Origin of the sequence: Pseudomonas sp. CMR5c (assembly GCF_003850545.1) — a bacterium.
In the GTDB taxonomy this organism is placed as follows: Bacteria; Pseudomonadota; Gammaproteobacteria; order Pseudomonadales; family Pseudomonadaceae; genus Aquipseudomonas; species Aquipseudomonas piscis.
On record NZ_CP027705.1, the window covers coordinates 3,620,949 to 3,640,740 of the forward strand.

At 66.8% G+C, this 19,792-nt stretch carries 11 protein-coding genes; 8 read left to right on the forward strand and 3 right to left on the reverse strand.

Annotated features, from left to right (window positions below; genetic code table 11):
• Positions 1-6: 6 nt before the first annotated feature.
• From treZ to C4K40_RS16695, 8 genes are all read left to right on the forward strand, one after another.
• Positions 7-1,791, forward strand: a complete 1,785-nt coding sequence (gene treZ, locus C4K40_RS16660; RefSeq protein ID WP_053130350.1) for a malto-oligosyltrehalose trehalohydrolase — start codon at positions 7-9, stop codon at positions 1,789-1,791.
• A complete protein-coding gene (gene malQ, locus C4K40_RS16665; RefSeq protein ID WP_053130352.1) occupies positions 1,791-3,872 on the forward strand; it encodes a 4-alpha-glucanotransferase in 2,082 nt (693 codons plus the stop codon). Before treZ ends, malQ begins: the two co-directional genes overlap by 1 nt.
• On the forward strand, positions 3,869-6,643 hold the full coding sequence (locus C4K40_RS16670; RefSeq protein ID WP_053130354.1) for a malto-oligosyltrehalose synthase: 2,775 nt from the start codon (positions 3,869-3,871) through the stop codon (positions 6,641-6,643). Before malQ ends, C4K40_RS16670 begins: the two co-directional genes overlap by 4 nt.
• 21 nt (positions 6,644-6,664) lie before the next feature.
• Positions 6,665-6,961, forward strand: a complete 297-nt coding sequence (locus tag C4K40_RS16675; RefSeq protein WP_053130356.1) for a DUF2934 domain-containing protein — start codon at positions 6,665-6,667, stop codon at positions 6,959-6,961.
• Positions 6,962-7,060: 99 nt separating this feature from the next.
• On the forward strand, positions 7,061-9,226 hold the full coding sequence (gene glgX / locus C4K40_RS16680) for a glycogen debranching protein GlgX (protein WP_053130357.1): 2,166 nt from the start codon (positions 7,061-7,063) through the stop codon (positions 9,224-9,226).
• 358 nt (positions 9,227-9,584) lie between these two features.
• Positions 9,585-10,343 (forward strand): PIG-L deacetylase family protein, encoded by a 759-nt coding sequence (locus C4K40_RS16685; RefSeq protein WP_022644260.1) that lies wholly within the window; start codon positions 9,585-9,587, stop codon positions 10,341-10,343.
• Positions 10,344-10,427: 84 nt separating this feature from the next.
• On the forward strand, positions 10,428-11,234 hold the full coding sequence (locus C4K40_RS16690; RefSeq protein ID WP_053130359.1) for an endonuclease/exonuclease/phosphatase family protein: 807 nt from the start codon (positions 10,428-10,430) through the stop codon (positions 11,232-11,234).
• A gap of 101 nt (positions 11,235-11,335) precedes the next feature.
• A complete protein-coding gene (locus C4K40_RS16695) occupies positions 11,336-12,025 on the forward strand; it encodes an alpha/beta hydrolase (RefSeq protein ID WP_053130361.1) in 690 nt (229 codons plus the stop codon).
• Between the two features lie 60 nt (positions 12,026-12,085).
• Here the strand turns inward: C4K40_RS16695 and glgB are convergent, their stop codons facing one another.
• The 3 genes from glgB to C4K40_RS16710 form a co-directional block, all read right to left on the reverse strand.
• Positions 12,086-14,317, reverse strand: a complete 2,232-nt coding sequence (gene glgB / locus C4K40_RS16700; protein ID WP_124421329.1) for a 1,4-alpha-glucan branching protein GlgB — start codon at positions 14,315-14,317, stop codon at positions 12,086-12,088.
• The gene (gene treS / locus C4K40_RS16705) at positions 14,314-17,658 is read right to left on the reverse strand and encodes a maltose alpha-D-glucosyltransferase (protein ID WP_053130363.1); all 3,345 of its coding nucleotides are present in this window, start codon (positions 17,656-17,658) and stop codon (positions 14,314-14,316) included. Before treS ends, glgB begins: the two co-directional genes overlap by 4 nt.
• 76 nt (positions 17,659-17,734) lie before the next feature.
• The gene (locus C4K40_RS16710; RefSeq protein ID WP_053130365.1) at positions 17,735-19,729 is read right to left on the reverse strand and encodes an alpha-1,4-glucan--maltose-1-phosphate maltosyltransferase; all 1,995 of its coding nucleotides are present in this window, start codon (positions 19,727-19,729) and stop codon (positions 17,735-17,737) included.
• Positions 19,730-19,792 lie beyond the last annotated feature (63 nt).

Consider the following 19,792-nt stretch of genomic DNA (forward strand, 5'->3'; position numbering starts at 1 on the left):
TGACCAATGCCCGCAAGCACGCCATCCAGTCTGCGCCACGGCGCAGTGCTGCTCGACGCCGAACGGACCCGCTTCGCGCTCTGGGCCCCGGATGCGCACCATGTCAGCGTTGAACTGGGCAACGGCCAGTCCGTGCCCATGCTGCCCCAGCCCGAAGGCTGGTTCATGATCCAGGTGCGCTGCCCGGCGGGCAGCCGCTACCGGTTCAATATCGACGACCGACTGCAGGTGCCGGACCCGGCGTCCCGGGCCCAGGACGGCGGCGTGCATGGCCCCAGCCTGGTGGTCGATCCCCATGCCTATGCCTGGCAGCACCCACAGTGGGCCGGCCGGCCCTGGGCCGAAGCGGTGATCTACGAGTTGCACGTGGGCTTGCTGGGCGGCTACCAGGGAGTACAGCAGGTGCTGCCGGCGCTGGTGGAACTGGGGGTGACGGCCATCGAACTGATGCCCCTGGCGCAGTTCCCTGGTGAACGCAACTGGGGCTACGACGGCGTCTTGCCTTATGCCCCACAAGCCTCCTATGGCACGCCCGAGCAACTCAAGGCCCTGGTGGACGCGGCCCACGGCCTGGGTCTTGCGGTGATCCTGGACGTGGTCTACAACCACTTCGGCCCCGACGGCAACTATTTGCAGCGCTACGCCAGTGCATTCTTTCGCGAGGACCGGCAGACCCCCTGGGGTGCCGCCATCGACTTCCGTCGCCGGCCGGTGCGTGACTTCTTCATCGACAACGCCTTGATGTGGCTGCTGGACTACCGTTTCGACGGCCTGCGCCTGGATGCGGTGCATGCCATCGACGATCCGGGTTTCCTGAAGGAGCTGGCCCAGCGGGTGCGCGAAGCTGTTCCCGGCGACCGCCAGGTGTGGCTCAACCTGGAGAACGAGGCGAACCAGGCCAGCCTGTTGCAGCACGGCTTCGATGCCCAGTGGAACGACGACGGCCATAACGCCCTGCACGTATTGCTCACCGGGGAAACGGAGGCTTACTACGCTGACTTCGCCGAACAGCCGACCCAGCAGCTGGCGCGCTGCCTGGGCCAGGGCTTCGCCTTCCAGGGCCACCTGGACCGCCATGGGCGGCGGCGCGGCGAACCCAGCGCCCACTTGCCGCCCAATGCCTTCGTGCTGTTCTTGCAGAACCACGACCAGATCGGCAACCGCGCGTTCGGCGAACGCCTCAACCAGCTGGCCCCGCCACAAGCCTTGCACGCGGCCACGGTGCTGTTGCTGCTGGCACCGATGATCCCGCTGCTGTTCATGGGCGATGAAGTGGCGGCGCAGGAGCCTTTCCTGTTCTTCACCAGCCACCAGGGCGAGCTGGCCGAAGCCGTGCGCCAGGGCCGGCGCGACGAATTCGCCGCCTTCAGCGCCTTCGCCGATGCCTCAGAGCGCCAGCGCATTCCCGATCCCAATGCCCAGTCGACCTTCCAGGCCTCGCGTCCGGGCCATGACGGCGAGCAGGCCGAGGCCACCCGGGCGCTGTACCGCGAACTGCTGCGGATCCGCCACCGCGAACTGGTGCCGCGCCTGCCCGGGTCCCGTGCCCTGGGCGCCGAGGTGCTGGCCGACGGCGCCCTCACCGCCCGCTGGCGCCTGGGCGATGGCAGCCTGCTGCGCATCGACCTCAACCTCAGCGCGCACCGGGTCGAACTGCAGCCCGGGACCGATGCCCAGCCATGGTTCCAGCACCCGCCAGGCACCCTGGAGCATTGGCGCCAGGGCTGGTTGCCGGCCTTCAGCGCGCTGGTGCAACTGCAGCCTGCGACAGCCCCCGATGGAGAGCGTTAATGAGCGATGCGCAACTGGAAATACTCGCCAGCCGCGCCGGCCTGGCGGTGGACTGGATCGACGCCAACGGCCGGCCGCAGAAGGTCGAGCCCCGGGTCCTGCGGGCGGTGCTGGCCGGATTGGGCCACCCGGCCGGCAACGACCAGGAGATCGAACGCAGCCTGCAGCAACTGCAACAACGGCAGCAGGGCCGGCACCTGCCGCCACTGTTGACCGCCGATGTCGGCCAGGGCCTGGACCTGGCCCGTTATTTCCCGGCGCAGACCCAGTGCCGAGTGCAGTTGGAAGACGGCAGCAGCCGGCAATTGCAGCTGGATGACGAAAGCCGGTTGCCCGGGGAATTGCCCGTGGGCTACCACAGCGTGGATATCGAGGACGAACGCTTCATCCTCGCCGTGGCCCCCGAACGTTGCTACAGCGTGGCCGACGCAGTGGCCGACAAACCACCGCGGGCCTGGGGCCTGGGGGTGCAGTTGTACTCCCTGCGCCGCAGCGGCGATGGCGGTTTCGGCGATACCCAGGCCCTGGAGGAGCTGGCCCGCCAGGCCGCCGAACGTGGCGCCGATGCCCTGGCCATCAGCCCGCTGCATGCGATGTTCAGCTGCGATCCGCGGCGCTACAGCCCCTACTCGCCCTCCAGCCGGTTGTTCCTCAACAGCCTGTACGCCGCCCCGGGGACGATCCTTGGCGAACGGGCCTGGCGTACCGCCATCGAGGCCTGTGGCCTGGGCCCGCAGTTGCAGGCGCTGGAACAACAACCGCTGATCGACTGGCCGGCAGCGGCCCAGGCCAAGCAACAAGTGCTACGCGAGCTGTACCAGGGCTTCCGCCATGGCGAGCACCCGCTGCATCAGGACTTCGCCAGCTATCGCCAGGCTGCCGGCGAGGCCCTGGAAAACCATTGTCGTTTCGAGGCGATCCAAGCCTTGCGGGTGGCCCGTGGCGAAGATCCGGACTGGCGCCATTGGCCGCAGTACTGGCGCGACCCGGCCAGCCCGGAACTGGCACGCCTGGCCGAGGAGCAAGCCGAGGAAATCGACTTCCATGCGTTCTGCCAATGGCTGATCGCACGCAACCTGGAGCGCGTGCAGAGCGCGGCCCGTAGCAGCGGCATGGGCATCGGCCTGATCGCCGACCTGGCAGTGGGCGCCGACGGTGGCGGCAGCCAGGCCTGGAGCCGCCAGGATCAGTTGCTGGCCGAGCTGACCGTGGGCGCGCCGCCGGACATCCTCAACCGCCAGGGCCAGGGCTGGGGGATCTCGGCCTTCTCCCCCGAAGGCCTGCAACGCAATGGCTTTCGTGCCTTCATCGAGATGCTGCGGGCCAACTTCGCCCATGCCGGCGGCTTGCGCATCGACCATGTCATGGGCTTGCAGCGGCTCTGGGTGATTCCCCTGGGCGCCCCGCCCTGCGACGGTGCGTACCTGTATTACCCGGTGGACGACCTGCTGCGCCTGCTGGCCCTGGAGTCCCATCGCCACCAGGCCATCGTCCTCGGCGAAGACCTGGGCACAGTGCCCGACGGCCTGCGGGAGAAGCTCGCCGCAAGGGCCATCCTCGGCATGCGCGTGCTGCTGTTCGAGCAGGACCACGGCTGTCACTTCAAGCCGATCCTGGACTGGCCGGACGACGCCCTGGCCACCACCAGCACCCATGACCTGCCGCCCCTGGCCGGTTGGTGGCACGGCCGCGACATCGAGTGGAACCAGCGCCTGGAACTGGTGGATGACGCCGGGGCCAGGCACTGGCGCGAACACCGCCAGCGCGAACGCGACGGCCTGCGCCAGGCCCTGGCCCGGGACCCGCAGAACTTTCGCGAACCGCTGGATGAAACCGACCAGTTGCTCGACGCCAGCGTGCGCTTCCTTGGCCATACCCGTGCGCCCCTGGTGCTGTTGCCGCTAGAGGATGCGCTGGGCATCGACGAACAGGCCAACCTGCCGGGCACTGTCACCGGCCACCCCAATTGGCGTCGCCGCCTGGCCGGCAGCGCCCGGCACTTGCTGGACGACAGCGATGCCGCGCGGCGCCTGGAGCAACTCGCTTGCGCCCGGCGCCAAGCCCAGGAGCGCGACCGATGAACACGCCACCGTCCCGCGAATTGCGGGCCAGCCTGCGCCTGCAGTTCCACCACGGCTTCACCCTGGATGACGCCGTGCCGCTGGTGCCCTACTTCACACGCCTGGGCATCAGCCACCTCTATGCCTCGCCCTTGCTCTGCGCCCGCGCCGGCTCCATGCACGGCTACGACGTGGTGGACCCGACCCGGGTCAACCCGGAGCTGGGCGGCGAAGCGGCGCTCGAGCGCCTGGTGGCCGCCCTGCGCCCGCACGGCATGGGGCTGATCCTGGATATCGTCTCCAATCACATGGCGGTCGGTGGCGGTGACAATCCCTGGTGGCTCGACCTGCTGCGCTGGGGGCGCCTGAGCCCCTATGGCGAGTTCTTCGATATCCAGTGGCACTCTTCCGATCCGCTGATGGCTGGCCAGTTGCTGCTGCCGTTCCTGGGCAGCGACTACGGCCAGGCGCTGCAGGAAGGCAGCCTGCAATTGCATCTGGACGATGACTTGCGGGGGTTCCATGTCCGCCACCACGAGCATCGTTTCCCCATCTGCCCCGGCGACTATGCAGAGTTGCTGCACGCTGACGGCGCAGCGGCCGAAACCTTGAAGCCCCTGGCCGACGCCTTCGCCGCGCTGCGCTTCAACAGCGATGCCCACGCCCAGGCGCAGGCCTTGCAACAGGCCCTGGGCGAGGCCCTGCAACAACCGGGCTTGCGCCAGGCCGTGGCACACAAGCTTGCCGACTACGACTCCCGGCAGGCTCCCGGCTTCGAACGCCTGCACCAGTTGCTGGAGCGCCAGGTCTATCGCCTGGCCAGCTGGCGCACGGCTGCCGACGACATCAACTGGCGCAGGTTCTTCGACATCAACGAACTGGGCGGCCTGCGGGTCGAGCGGCCTGCGGTATTCGCAGCCACCCACGGCAAGATCTTCGAGCTGATCCAGCGCCGCCTGGTAGATGGCCTGCGCATCGACCATGTCGACGGCCTGGCCGCCCCCCGGGGCTACTGCCGCAAGCTGCGGCGCCGGGTCGACCGCCTGCGCCCCGGCGAGCACTTGCCGATCTATGTGGAGAAGATCCTCGGTGCCGGGGAAACCCTGCATCGCGACTGGGGGGTCGACGGCAGCACCGGCTACGAGTTCATGAACCAGCTATCGCTGCTGCAACTGGACCCGGCCGGCCAGGCACCCCTGGCCGAACTATGGAGCCAGCACAGCCAGCGCTCGCCCCAGTTCGTCGACGAGGCGCGGTTGGCCCGCCAGCAGATCCTCAATGGTTCCCTGGCCGGGGATTTCGAAAGCGTGGCCCAGGCCCTGCTGCAAGTGGCACGGCTGGACCTGATGAGCCGCGACCTGACCCTGGGCGCCATCCGCCGGGCCTTGCAGGAGCTGATCGTGCACTTCCCGGTGTACCGCACCTATATCGGCGGATGCGGCCGCGGGCCCCAGGACCAGCGCTTTTTCCAGCAAGCGCTGGAAGGCGCCCGGGCCAGCCTCAGCGAAGCCGACTGGCCGGTTCTGGATTACCTGGACCGCTGGCTCGGCGGCCAGGGCTGGCGCCAGGTGCCACCAGGGCCGGCCCGCAGCCTGCTACGCCATGCCGGGGTGCGCTTCCAGCAACTGACCTCCCCCGCGGCGGCCAAGGCCGTGGAAGACACGGCCTTCTATCGCTCGGCAGTGCTGCTGGCGCGCAACGACGTCGGCTTCGATCCCCAGGCCTTCAGTGCGCCACTGGCGGCGTTCCACCAGGCCTGCAGCGAACGCCTGGAGAAATTTCCCGACAACCTGCTGGCCACCGCCACCCATGACCACAAGCGCGGCGAGGACAGCCGGGCCCGGCTGGCGGTGCTCAGCGAACGCGCCACCTGGTATGCCCGGCAAGTGGCCCACTGGCGAGCCCTGGCAGTGCCGCTGCGCGCCAACGCCGATGCACCCTCGGCGGCGGACGAGCTGATTCTCTACCAGAGCCTGCTGGGCAGCTGGCCCCTGGACCTGCAGGCCGACGCGGGCCCGGCCCTGGAGGAATATGCCCGGCGCATCTGGCAATGGCAGCTCAAGGCCCTGCGCGAGGCCAAGCTGCACAGCGGCTGGTCCGCCCCCAACCCACCATACGAAGAGGCCGTGCAGGCCTTCGTCGAGAACCTGCTGCTCGCGCCCCAGGGCCTGGAGCTGCGCCAAGCGATCGCCGCCGCGGCCCGCTCCATCGCCCCCGCCGGCGCCCTCAACAGCCTGGCGCAGACCCTGTTGCGGCTGACCGTGCCCGGGGTCCCCGACCTGTACCAGGGCAATGAGTTCTGGGACTTCAGCCTGGTGGACCCGGACAACCGCCGGCCGGTGGACTACCAGGCCCGACGCCAGGCCCTGGAACAGCCGGCCACGGCGGCCCAGTGGCTGGCCCAATGGCACACCGGCCACATCAAGCAAGGCCTGATCGCCCGCACCCTGGAGCTGCGCCGGCAGCATCCGCAGCTGTTCCGCCATGGCAGCTACCAGCCGCTGCCGGTCCTCGGGCAGCGGGCCGGCCAGGTCCTGGCCTTCCTGCGCGAATACCGCCAGCAGCGAGCGCTGGTACTGGTGCCGGTACGGGTCGCCGGACTGCTCGGTGACAGTCCGCTGCCGCACCTGGATGCCGCGCTCTGGGGCGATACCCGGGTGCAACTGCCGTTCGCCGCCCCGGGGCGCAATCTGAATGGACTTTTTGCCAACGCGACAGTCACAGCCCACAGGGAGCTGATGCTCGCCGAGGTCCTGCGGGACTTCGCGTTGAACCTCTTGATCGACCATTGAATCCAGCGCGGGAGCATTGCGATGAGTACCGACGATAAACGCATTCGTGAGTTCGCCTACCAGATCTGGGAGTCGGAAGGAAAACCCCAGGGCCAGGAACAACGCCATTGGGAAATGGCCTGCAAGCTCGCCGAGGCCGAAGCCCTGGCCCCGGCCAAGCCGCCCAAGGCCACGCAGGCCAAGCCGGCGGCCGCCAAGCCCGGCAGCAAGGCGGCGCTCAAGCCCAAGGCCAAGTCGGCCACCGCAGTGCTGCCGCCGGGAGAGAAACCGGCCGTGGCCAAGAAGCCCCGGGCACCACGCAAGCCGCCCGCCAGCTGACACCTTACGCAGCCGGACTACCCCTTGGCGTTGTGACACCCCCCGTGTCGCAATGATCGCGTTCGCGCCTGTTCCACCCTTCTCATTGCAGGAGCAACCATGAGTACAGCCACCAAGCACAGCCTGACCGCAGGCCCCGATGGCGAGCCCTCGCGCATCCGTGAAGGCCTGCCCTTCCCCCTGGGCGCCACCTGGGACGGCCTGGGCGTCAACTTCGCTCTGTTCTCGGCCAATGCCACCAAGGTCGAGCTTTGCATCTTCGACGCTGCCGGCGAGGTGGAGCTGGAGCGGATCGAGCTACCGGAATACACCGACGAGATCTTCCACGGCTACCTGCCCGACGCCCATCCCGGGCTGGTCTATGGCTACCGCGTGCACGGCCCCTACGATCCGGTCAATGGCCATCGCTTCAACCCCAACAAGCTGTTGATCGACCCCTATGCCAAGCAACTGGTGGGTGGGCTCAAGTGGTCCGAGGCACTGTTCGGCTACACCATCGGCCACCCCGATGCCGACCTGAGCTTCGATGAGCGCGACAGCGCGCCCTTCGTGCCCAAGTGCAAGGTCATCGACCCGGCCCATACCTGGGGCAACGACCAGCGCGTCAGCGTGCCCTGGGACAAGACCATCATCTACGAGACCCATGTCCGTGGCTTCACCATGCGCCACCCGGCGGTTCCCGAGCAGTTGCGCGGCAGCTTCGCCGGGCTGATGGTCGAGGACGTGCTCAAGCACATCCGCAGCCTGGGGGTGTCGTCGGTGGAACTGCTGCCGATCCACGCCTTCGTCAACGACCAGCACCTGCTGCAAAAAGGCATGACCAACTACTGGGGCTACAACAGCATCGCCTTCTTCGCCCCGGACCCACGCTACCTGGCCAGCGGCAAGATCGCCGAGTTCAAGGAGATGGTCGCGCACCTGCACGAGGCCGGCCTGGAGGTGCTGCTGGACGTGGTCTACAACCACACCGCCGAGGGCAACGAACAGGGTCCGACCCTGTCCATGCGTGGTATCGACAACGCCTCGTACTACCGCCTGATGCCCGACGACAAGCGCTTCTACATCAATGATTCCGGGACCGGCAACACCCTGGACCTTAGCCATCCGTGCGTCTTGCAGATGGTCACCGACTCGCTGCGCTACTGGGCCGGCGAGATGCACGTCGATGGTTTCCGCTTCGACCTGGCGACCATTCTCGGGCGTTATCACGATGGCTTCGACGAGCGCCACAGCTTCCTCGTGGCCTGCCGCCAGGACCCGCTGCTGCGTCAGGTGAAGATGATCGCCGAGCCCTGGGATTGCGGCCCGGGTGGTTACCAGGTGGGGCGCTTCCCGCCGGGCTGGATGGAGTGGAACGATCGCTTTCGCGACACCGTGCGCGCCTTCTGGAAAGGCGATGACGGCCAATTGGCGGATTTCGCCGGGCGCATGACCGCCTCCGGGGAGATGTTCAACCAGCGAGGGCGCCGCCCGTACGCCTCGGTCAACTTCATCACCGCCCACGACGGCTTCACCCTGCACGACCTGGTGTCCTACAACGACAAGCACAACGAGGCCAACGACGAGAACAACCAGGACGGCAGCAACAACAACCTGTCCTGGAATCACGGGACAGAAGGCCCCACCGACGATCCGGCGATCAATGCACTGCGCCTGCGCCAGATGCGCAACTTCTTCGCCACCCTGCTGCTGGCCCAGGGCACGCCGATGATGGTGGCCGGCGACGAGTTCGCCCGTACCCAGCACGGCAACAACAACGCCTATTGCCAGGACAGCGAGATCGGCTGGGTCAACTGGGACCTGGACGAAGATGGCAAGTCGCTGCTCAAGTTCGTCAAGCGCCTGGTCAAGCTGCGCCTGAGCTATCCGATCCTGCGGCGCGGGCGCTTCCTGGTGGGCAACTACAACGAGGACATCGGGGTCAAGGACGTGACCTGGCTGGCCCCCGACGGCAGCGAGATGACCACCGAGCATTGGCAGGATGCCCATGGCCGGTGCCTGGGCATGCTGCTCGATGGCCGCGCCCAGGAAACCGGCATCCGCCGCCCGGGCGCCGACGCCACGGTGCTGCTGGTGGTCAACGCGCACCACGACATCGTCAATTTCCGCCTGCCGCAAGTGCCGGCCGGGGAATTCTGGACATGCATGCTCGACACCAACCAGCCGGCGGTGCGCGGCCAGGAACGCCTGGATTTCGGCCATGAATACTCGGTGACCGGGCGTTCGCTGCTGTTCTTCGAGCTCCAGCACGAGGATCAGGAATAGCCGCAACCCAGGCTGGCGGGGCCTGCCGGGCCGGCCTGGGAACGCCTTGGGACAGAGTCTTGGGGGACGCCTGGCGCTTTTCGGGGACGATATTCGTCAGGACGACATACCCGGTAACGAAATGCGTCTACCCTATCAAGCGGACCGCAATCGATAAATTATCCTGGCGCCCCCCCTGTGTGGACGGCGCCGGGCTGAGTATGATTGCGCAGCTATCACGGCGTTCCAAAGGGATGGGACACCGGTACTTCACGCTGAGGCAGGTGCCATGGAATCAGCGTGCGTGCAAACCCAGGGCCGATGCTGAACGCTCGTTCAGCTTTTCGCATACGACCCGGAAACAGGGATGTATCACGTTATGAAAGCCATATCCGCAATAGATAACAGCTGGCCCAGCCAGATCTGGAACAGCGCCCATAACCTGGCCGAGGTCCCGGCCATCAATCTTGCCAACCTGGTACCGGCCGGTTCCCGGGCGGTGATGGTGGCTCCGCATCCCGGTGACGAAGTGATCGCCAGTGGCGGCCTGCTGCAAGTGCTGGCCCACCACGGCCACCCCCTGGAGCTGATCTCGGTCAGCGACGGCAGCGCCAGCCACCCCGGATCCGAGCTCTGGCCGGAACGCCGCCTGAGTGTGTTCCGGCCCCAGGAAAGCGCCGAGGCCCTGCGCCGCCTGGGCCTGCCTTTGCATAGCCTGAAATGGATTCGCGGCGGGTTCGCCGACAGCGCCTTGAGCGAGCGCGAACAGCAGCTGGTACCGTTCATCAGCCGCTACCTGCGCCCTGGGGACGTGGTGTTCAGTACCTGGCGCGAAGACGGCAACCTCGATCACGAGGCCGTCGGCCGGGCTGCCGCCAAGGCCGCGGCGCAAGTGGGGGCAAGGTTCTGCGAGATCCCCGTGTGGGCCTGGCACAGCTCGGCCCGCGAGGAGCACCAGATTCCCTGGCAACGCGCGCGCAAGCTGCGCCTGGACACCTGGACCGTGGCCCGCAAGCGCCACGCCGCCCATGCCTACGCCAGCCAACTGCAGGGCGAGCCGGAGATCGGCTTGCAGCCGTCGCTGTCGCCCATCGTGTTGGAACGCATGCGCCTGCCCTACGAGATCATCCTCATGTAGCGCGGTCCGAGTGGAATCCAGCTGAACGCCAGCGCCGGTCATCAGTCCCAAGCAGTAACCGCCACTGATTTCACAGGAGCGAGCGTGAACAGCGATTCCACCCGGCCAGTGCCCCACGGGGCCACCCAGCGGTTGCGCATCCTGACGGTCAACACCCACAAGGGCTTCACCGCCCTGAACCGGCGCTTCATCCTCCCCGAGCTGCGCGAAGCGGTGCGCAGCACCCAGGCCGACCTGGTGTTCCTCCAGGAGGTGCTGGGCGAGCATGGCCGCCACGCCTCGCGCCTGGACAACTGGCCTTCCCAGTCGCAGTACGAGTTCCTCGCCGACAGCATGTGGAGCGACTATGCCTACGGGCGCAACGCGGTGTATCCCGACGGCCATCACGGCAATGCCGTGCTGTCGAAATTCCCCATCCGCCAGTATCGCAACCTCGATGTATCGATCACCGGCCCCGAGCGCCGGGGCCTGCTGCATTGCGTGCTGGATGTGCCTGGCCACGACGAAGTGCATGCCATCTGCGTGCACCTGAGCCTCCTGGAAAGCCACCGGCAGCTACAGCTGGCCCTGCTCTGCCAACTGCTCGAATCCCTGCCCGGGCAGGCCCCGGTGATCATCGCCGGTGACTTCAACGACTGGCAGCTGCGCGGCAACAGCATCCTGGGCCGGCGCAACGACCTGCACGAAGCCTTTGAACGCCATCATGGCCGCCCGGCCCGCACCTATCCGGCACGTTGGCCGCTACTGCGCCTGGACCGGGTCTACCTGCGCAACGCCGGTAGCCAAAGCCCGCAGATCCTGGGCAACAAACCCTGGACCCACCTCTCCGACCACCTGCCCCTGGCGGTGGAAGTCCACCTGCCGGAACCTGCCGTACATCCGGATTGCTGATCCGGCACTGGCGCCGCAATGAGACTGATGCATGCTCTGTAACGGACAGGGATCCTGGGCATCCGCCCGGGGCCGCCCCTGCCCTGAAAAGGAGCGATGCCATGAGCGATACCCCCACGATCGTCCTGGTCCACGGGTTCTGGGGCGGCGCCGCCCACTGGAACCGGGTCATCGACGAATTGCTGGAACGCGGCCAGCAGAAGATCCGCGCGGTAGAGTTGCCCCTGACGTCCCTGGCCGACGACGTCGAGCGCACCCGCAAACTGCTGGCCCAGCAAACCGGGCCGGTACTGCTGGTGGGGCATTCCTACGGCGGCGCGGTGATCACCCAGGCCGGCCACGAGGCCAACGTCGCTGGTTTGGTGTACATCGCCGCCTTCGCTCCCGACAGCGGCGAGAGCCCCGGCAGCCTGACCCAGGAGTTTCCTCCCGCGGCCGCGGCCAACCTGGAACCGGACAGCGACGGCTACCTGTGGGTTCGTCCGGAGCGCTTCCATGAGAGTTTTTGCCAGGACCTGCCGGCCCGCGAGGGACTGATCATGGGCCTGACCCAGAAAGCCCCGCTGGCCAGCACCTTCGGCGATACCCTGGGCGCCCCGGCCTGGCGCGACAAACCCTCGTGGTACCAGATCTCCAGCGCCGACCGCATGATCGCCCCGCACAACCAGGAGCGCATGGCCGCGCGCCTGAACGCGCGCAAGGTGATCCGCCTGGACGCCAGCCATGCCTCCCTGGCCTCGCAGTCGCACGCCGTGGCCGAGTTGATCGCCGAGGCCGCCGCCAGCCTCTGATCGGCCAGGGCTGGCGTTCAACTTCGGCAGCGGCTAAACGAAGCGTGCCCTGTGGCCGTGTCAGTGGCCGGGGCGCAGGATCAGCACCGCCAGGGGCGGCAGGTTGAGCACCAGGGACAGGGCCTGGCCGTGGCTTTCCTGCTCTTCGCTGAAGGCTTCGCCGGCGTTGCCGTAGTTGGACCCGGCATAGAGCTGCGAATCGCTGTTGAGCACCTCGCTCCAGCGCCCGGCCAGGGGTACGCCCACGCGATACCCCTCGCGTGGCACCGGGGTGAAGTTGGCCACCACCAGCAACGGCTCGCCATTGCGGCTCCAGCGCAGCCAGGCATACACACTGTTGAGCGCATCGTCGCCAATCAGCCACTGGAAGCCCTGGGGCACGTGGTCCTGCTCGTGCAGCGCCGGATACTCGCGGTACAGGCGGTTGAGGTCGCCCACCAGCTGTTGCACGCCACGGTGTTCGGGATATTGCAACAAGTACCAGTCCAGCTGCTGGTCGTGGTTCCACTCGCGCCACTGGCCGAACTCGCAGCCCATGAACAACAGCTTCTTGCCCGGATGGGTCCACATGAAGCTCAGGTAGGCCCGCAGGTTGGCGAACTTCTGCCAGCGATCGCCAGGCATCTTGTCGATCAGCGAATGCTTGCCGTGCACCACTTCGTCATGGGAGATCGGCAGGATGAAGCGCTCGGACCAGGCATACACCAGGCCGAAGCTCAGTTCGTTGTGGTGGTGGGCCCGATAGACCGGGTCTTGCTGGATGTAATGCAGGGAGTCGTGCATCCAGCCCATGTTCCACTTGTAGGCGAAGCCCAGCCCGCCATGCTCGGTACTCTGGCTGACCCCGGGCCAGGCGGTGGATTCCTCGGCGATCACCAGGGCGCCCGGCGCCTCCAGGTCCACCACGTCGTTGAGATGGCGCAGGAACTCGATCGCCTCGAGGTTTTCCCGGCCGCCGTGACGGTTGGGCACCCACTCCCCGGCCTTGCGCGAGTAGTCGCGGTAGAGCATCGAGGCCACCGCATCGACCCGCAGTCCATCGACATGGAAATGCTTGAGCCAATGCAGGGCCGAGGCCAGCATGAAGCCGTGCACCTCGGTACGCCCGAGGTTGTAGATCAGGGTGTCCCAGTCCTGGTGGAAACCTTCCAGGGGGTTGCCGTACTCATACAGCGCCGTGCCATCAAACTGCGCCAACCCATGGGTATCGGTGGGAAAGTGCGCCGGCACCCAGTCCAGGATCACCCCGATCTGCGCCAGGTGGCAGGCATTGACGAAAGCCGCGAACTCCTCGGGCGTACCGTAGCGGGCGCTGGGCGCGAACTGCGCCAGGGGCTGGTAGCCCCAGGAACCGCCGAACGGGTGTTCCATGATCGGCATCAGCTCGATATGGGTGAAGCCCAGTTCCTTGACGTAGGGAATCAACCGTTCGGCCAGCTCCGGCCAACTGTAGTGGCGGGCCACCTCGCCCACGTCGTCGACCTCGCACTGCCAGGAACCGGCGTGCAGCTCGTAGATCGCCAGCGGCGCATCGACCCGCTGGCGTTCGCCACGGGCCAGCATCCACTCCTGGTCCTGCCAGTCGATGGCCAGCGGCGCCGCGACCTTCGACGCGGTGTCGGGCGGCAGCTGGGTCGCCAGGGCTACCGGGTCGGCCTTGAGCGGCAGGATGCCGTGGGGCCCGAGGACCTCGTACTTGTAGGATTCACCAGCGTGCAGTCGCGGGATGAACAGCTCCCAGACCCCCGAAGGATGACGCAGGCGCATGGGATGCCGACGGCCATCCCAGACATTGAAGTCACCCACCACCGAGACCCGCCGGGCATTGGGCGCCCACACCGCGAAACGCACGCCGGCGACGCCGTCCACCGTGGTCAACTGGGCTCCCAGGCAACTGCCGAGGTCGCGGTGATTGCCTTCGGCGAACAGGTACAGGTCCATTTCGCCAAGCAACGACCCGAAGCTGTAGGGGTCTTCGCTGACCTGTTCGCCACCGGCCCACTGCACACGCAGGAGGTAGGGCCGGGCCTCGGGAAAATGCCCGGCGAACAACCCCGGCACCTCGTCGGCTTCCAGGTTGCCGAGCAATTGCTGCTGCTCGCGGTCCAGCACCTGGACACTCAGCGCCCCGGGCAGGAAAGCCCGGATGACCTGCCCACCGGCACCGTCGCCATGGGGCCCGAGGATGGCGAACGGGTCGTTGTTCTCGGCCCGGACCAGGGCCTCGATAGCCCCGGCCGGTGGCAGCAACCTCTCCTGGCGCCGCTCCTGCTCCCTGTTCGAGAAATTCATGACTGCTCTCCATCGATGTCGGAAAAGTCCGGTAGTTCACGCAACAGGCCAGCCAGGCCGCGCAGCGGCACGTGCAACCAGGCGGGCCGGTTCTGCGCCTCATAGGCCAGCTCGTAGGCCGCCTTCTCCAGGCTGAACAGCACCAGGGCAGCATCGGCCGCCGACGCTCGCCAGCCATGGGCAAGATTAGCCGTCGCCTGCCGGTACGCCGTGACGAAAGCCTGCCGGGAGCGCTCCAGGTAGCGCCCGACCACGGCTTGCCGGACCGCCTGGGCATCCGGCGCGCCATCCACCGCCGGCGCCTCCAGGGCCAGGGCCGCGGCGTAGTCGAACGAACGCAGCACGCCACTGACATCCTTGTAGGGGCTGTGCTTGGCCCGGCGTTCCGTCAGGGGCCGCGCCGGCTCGCCCTCGAAGTCGATCAGGTAGGCATCGCCCTTGATCACCAGCACCTGGCCCAGGTGCAGGTCGCCATGGACCCGGATGCGCAAGCCGCCCAGCAATTGCCCGGCCAGTTGATCGACGGCGTCGAGTATGCGCCCCTTGTGCCGCAACAGGCGCCGGCACAGGCCACGGTCGGTCTCGGCGAGGCTGTCCTGGTGTTCTTCGAGCAACTGCAAACTGTGTTCCAGTTGCCCACTGACTTGGCGCTGGCAAGCCTGGAGATCCTCCTGGGTATAGGCCTGGGGCGTGAAATCCGCAGCACTGCCGGGGGCGGCGAGCAGCATGTGCATTTCCCCCAGGCGCTGGCCCAGGAGTCCGGCGAAGTCCTGGAGTTCGGCCAGGGCGTTGTAATGCTGCTCCTGCTCGGAAACGGCGCTGGCCAGCTCGTCGCGAATCGCCCGCTCCAGGTTGCTCTGGGTCCACTCCCAGGCGTCGCCCTGGTTGCTCAGGTAGCCCTGGGCGATCATCAGCAGGTGATCCTCGCCCTGCGCGTCACGGCGCACCACCGAGCCCAGCAATGGCGAAATATGGGCAAAACCGGCCTGGGTGAGAAAAGCGCCCATTTCCAGTTCCGGGTGGATGCCGCCGGCCACCTTGCGCACCAGCTTGAGCACCAGGCTTTCGCCCACCACCACCGAGCTGTTGGATTGCTCGGCCGACAGGTAGCGCACGTCGACCTCGGCATCCAGGCCCAGGCGCTGCAGTTGCGGGCTGCCATCGAAACGGATCTGCCCGGCGGCGCTGTCCAAGCGGGCCTGGGCCTGGAGCGCCTGGAGCACGCTGCGCACGAAGCTGTCGAGGGCGAAGGCATCGGTTATCAAGCCCACCTGGCGCCCGCGCCGGACCCGGGACATGGCCAGTTGCTGGGGCAAGGCGCTGCTGATCTGGTCCTCGGCCAGCAGGCCGAATGGCACCTGGTAGCGCTGGCTGCGGCCCTGGCTGGTGACCTCGATCTCGCCCAGCAGCACCGGGTGCTGCGGATCGCCGAAGCGCACGCCATACACCAGCTGCACTTGGCCCAGGGTGCTGTCCTTGTCGGCGAACCAGCGGCGCTTGGGCAGCCAGCTGGGCAGGATTTCCTGCTCCAGGGTGGTGCGCGACGGCGCCTCCAGCAATTCCTCGAGGCGTTTCTTCAACACCAGGGTGGTGAACTCCGGCAGGCTCTGGGCCGGCTCGACATGCCAGCTGGGCATCTGCTGCTCGCTGGCCAGGACGAACCAGTAGAAGCCATAGGGCGCCAGCGTCAGCAGGAAATTCAATTGGCCGATGGGCGGGAAGGCGCTGCCGCCGAGCATCTCCACCGGCACCATGCCGGCGAAGCTCGACAGGTCCAGCTCCGCCGCCTGGGCGCTGCGCGAGACGTTGGCCACGCAGAGGATGATCTCCTGCTTGCCATCGGCCCCGGTGTATTCGCGGGTATAGGCCAGGATCCGGCGATTGTTCGGCGACAGCATCTTCAGCGTGCCCCGGCCGAAGGCCCTGGATTGCTTGCGCACCGCCAGCAGGCGCCGGGTCCAGTTGAGCAGCGAATGCGGATCGCCGGACTGGGTCTCGACGTTCACCGACTGGTAGCCGTAGAGCGGGTCCATGATCGGCGGCAGCACCAGGCTCGCCGGGTCGGCCCGGGAGAAACCGCCGTTACGGTCGATGGACCACTGCATCGGCGTGCGCACGCCATCGCGGTCGCCCAGGTAGATGTTGTCGCCCATGCCGATCTCGTCGCCGTAGTACAGGGTCGGAGTACCGGGCATCGACAGCAGCAGGCTGTTGAGCAGTTCGATGCGCCGCCGATCACGCTCCATCAGCGGTGCCAGGCGCCGGCGGATGCCCAGGTTGATCCGCGCCCGCCGGTCAGCGGCGTAGTAGTTCCACAGGTAGTCGCGCTCCTTGTCGGTGACCATTTCCAGGGTCAGCTCATCGTGGTTGCGCAGGAAGATCGCCCACTGGCAATTGGCCGGGATTTCCGGGGTCTGGCGCAGGATGTCGGTGATCGGGAAGCGATCTTCCTGGGCCAGGGCCATGTACATGCGTGGCATCAGCGGAAAGTGGAAGGCCATGTGGCATTCGTCGCCATCGGCACCATTGCCACTGGCCTGGCCGAAGTACAGCTGGGTGTCCTCGGGCCACTGGTTGGCCTCGGCCAGGAGCATGCGGTCCGGATAATGGGCATCGATCTCGGCGCGGATGCGCTTGAGCACATCGTGGGTCTCGGCCAGGTTCTCGTTGTTGGTGCCATCGCGCTCGATCAGGTAGGGGATGGCGTCCAGGCGCAGGCCGTCGATACCCATGTCCAGCCAGTGGCGCATGACCGAGAGCACCGCCTTCATCACCTGCGGATTGTCGAAGTTCAGGTCCGGCTGGTGGGAATAGAAGCGGTGCCAGAAGTACTGGCCCGCCACCGGGTCCCAGGTCCAGTTGGACTTCTCGGTGTCGAGGAAGATGATGCGCGTGCCGGCGTACTTCTGGTCGTCGTCGGACCACACATAGAAGTTGCGCGCCGCCGAACCGGGCTTTGCCTTGCGGGCACGCTGGAACCAGGGGTGCTGGTCGGAGGTGTGGTTGATCACCAGTTCGGCGATCACCCGCAGTTCGCGCTTGTGGGCCTCGGCGATGAACCGCCGGACGTCCGCCAGGGTGCCATAGTCGGGGCTGACCCCACGGTACTCGGCGATGTCGTAGCCGTCGTCGCGCCGTGGCGAGGGATAGAACGGCAACAACCAGATGGTGTTGACCCCCAGTTCCTTGATGTAGTCCAGCTTGGCGATCAGCCCGGGAAAGTCGCCGACGCCATCGTCGTTGGAATCGAAATAGGACTTCACATGCACTTGGTAGATCACCGCGTCCTTGTACCAGAGCGGATCCTTGATGAAGGTCGCTGGTCGGGTTTTCTTCGCCATTGCTCACTCCTGAATCTGTTCAGAGGTCCCTGCCCGGCCACTGCCGCCTGGCCTTAGGGCCGGCGGCGCGGCCAGGTCAGTCGACGCTGATGCGCCAGATACCGAACGGTTGGGCCGGTTCAAGGCGCATGAACTGGACCTTGCCGTACCAGGTCCAGCGATGGCCGTTCATCAAGTCCTCGCCCTGGGTGGCGGCATCGTCGGGCAGGCCCATTTCCCAGAGTGGCAGCTCGAAATGCGCCTCCTGGGGGTTGAAGGGATCGAGGCTGACCGCCACCAGCACGAAGTTGCCGCCGTCGGCGCTGCGTTTGCCGAAGTACAGGATCCGGTCGTTCCAGGCGTTGTACAGCTTGAGCCCCAGGTGCGATTGCAGCGCCGGGTTCTGGCGGCGGATACGGTTGAGCTGGGCGATCTCGGCGATGATGTTGCCCGGGGCATTGAAGTCCCGCGGGCGGATCTCGTACTTCTCCGAATCCAGGTATTCCTCCTTGCCTGGCAACGGCGCCGACTCGCACAGCTCGAACCCCGAATACATGCCCCACAGGCCCGAACCCATGGTCGCCAGCGCCGCGCGGATGAGAAAGCCGGGGCGGCCCGAGTCATGCAGGAAGCCGGGGTTGATATCCGGAGTGTTGACGAAGAAATTCGGCCGGAAGCATTCGCGCCAGGGCGACTGGTTCAGCTCGCTGAAATAACTGGCCAGTTCGCTCTTGGTGTTGCGCCAGGTGAAGTAGGTGTAGCTCTGGGAGTAACCGATCTTGCCCAGGCGCGCCATCATCGCCGGGGTGGTGAAGGCCTCGGCCAGGAAGATCACCTGCGGGTGCCGGCTGCGCACATCTGCGATCAACCACTGCCAGAACGGCAACGGCTTGGTATGCGGGTTATCGACCCGGAAGATGGTGACGCCCTCCTCGACCCAGCCGAGCACTATGTCTCGCAGCTCCAGCCATAGGCTGGGGATGGCATCGGCGGCATAGAAGTCGACGTTGACGATGTCCTGGTACTTCTTGGGCGGGTTCTCGGCGTATTTGATCGTGCCGTCCGGGCGCCAGTTGAACCAGCCCGGATGCTGGGTCAGCCAGGGATGGTCCTGGGAGCACTGGATGGCGAAATCCAGGGCGATTTCCAGGCCATGGTCGGCGGCTGCGGCCACCAGCCGGCGAAAATCCTCGCGGCTGCCCAGTTGCGGATGGATCGCCTCGTGGCCGCCCTCCTCGCTGCCGATGGCATAGGGGCTGCCGGGATCGTCCGGGGCCGCGACCAAGGCGTTGTTGCGCCCCTTGCGGTGGCGCCGGCCAATGGGGTGGATCGGCGGGAAATACAACACGTCGAAGCCCATGTCATGGATCATCGACAAGCGCGAATGCACATCGTCGAAGGTGCCGTGGCGCGCCGGATCGTCGGTGATGGAACGGGGAAACAGCTCGTACCAGCTGGCGAACTGCGCACGCTCGCGCTCCACGTCCAATGGGTACTCGGGACTCAGGCTGAGGTAGGGACGCAGGTCGGCCTCGGCCATCAGCCGGGCACTGTCGGCACTCAAGAACAGCGCCACCTGCTCGGCCGCGAGCAAGCCGCCCAGTTGCTGGTGCAGTACCAGCAGTTGTTCGCGCAGCGCGCCTTCGCTGCGTTCGCCAGCCTGCTGCACCAGGGTGCGGCCTTCTTGCAGTTCCAGGCTGACCGGCTGGGCGGCCAGGTGCTTCTTTTCCAGCTCGTAGCAGAAGCTGGCGAACAGGTCGATCCAGGCCTCGATGCAGAAGCGGTAGCGGCCCGCCTCCGGCACCGGGAAGTGCCCCAGCCAGCCATCGTTGCCCTGGTCTTCCAGGACCCGGCTGTGCCAAACATCCTGCCGTTCGTTGCGCCAGCGCACCCGCACCGCCAGCTTGTCGTGGCCATCGGCGAAGACCTTGCACCCCACCTCCACCTGCTGGCCCGCAGTGGCCTTGGCCGCGAACTGGCCGCCATCGAGCACCGGGCGGGTACCTTCGATGGCGATGCGCGGCAGCAGCAAGGCCTGGGACAACGGCAGGTGCGCCTGGTAGTCCTGTTCGGTCGGTTGTTCTGCGCTCATCGAGCATCACCCCTCTGTACTGGTTCTCGACGCTAGGCTGACCGGGTCGGCGATGCCCCGGTA

Coding starts and splice junctions, on each gene's coding strand:
- C4K40_RS16695 (WP_053130361.1), top strand. CDS start 11,336: ATGAGCGATACCCCCACGATCGTCCTGGTCCACGGGTTCTGGGGCGGC.
- treZ (WP_053130350.1), top strand. CDS start 7: ATGCCCGCAAGCACGCCATCCAGTCTGCGCCACGGCGCAGTGCTGCTC.
- C4K40_RS16710 (WP_053130365.1), bottom strand. CDS start 19,729: ATGAGCGCAGAACAACCGACCGAACAGGACTACCAGGCGCACCTGCCG.
- C4K40_RS16670 (WP_053130354.1), top strand. CDS start 3,869: ATGAACACGCCACCGTCCCGCGAATTGCGGGCCAGCCTGCGCCTGCAG.
- glgX (WP_053130357.1), top strand. CDS start 7,061: ATGAGTACAGCCACCAAGCACAGCCTGACCGCAGGCCCCGATGGCGAG.
- C4K40_RS16675 (WP_053130356.1), top strand. CDS start 6,665: ATGAGTACCGACGATAAACGCATTCGTGAGTTCGCCTACCAGATCTGG.
- treS (WP_053130363.1), bottom strand. CDS start 17,658: ATGGCGAAGAAAACCCGACCAGCGACCTTCATCAAGGATCCGCTCTGG.
- glgB (WP_124421329.1), bottom strand. CDS start 14,317: ATGAATTTCTCGAACAGGGAGCAGGAGCGGCGCCAGGAGAGGTTGCTG.
- C4K40_RS16685 (WP_022644260.1), top strand. CDS start 9,585: ATGAAAGCCATATCCGCAATAGATAACAGCTGGCCCAGCCAGATCTGG.
- malQ (WP_053130352.1), top strand. CDS start 1,791: ATGAGCGATGCGCAACTGGAAATACTCGCCAGCCGCGCCGGCCTGGCG.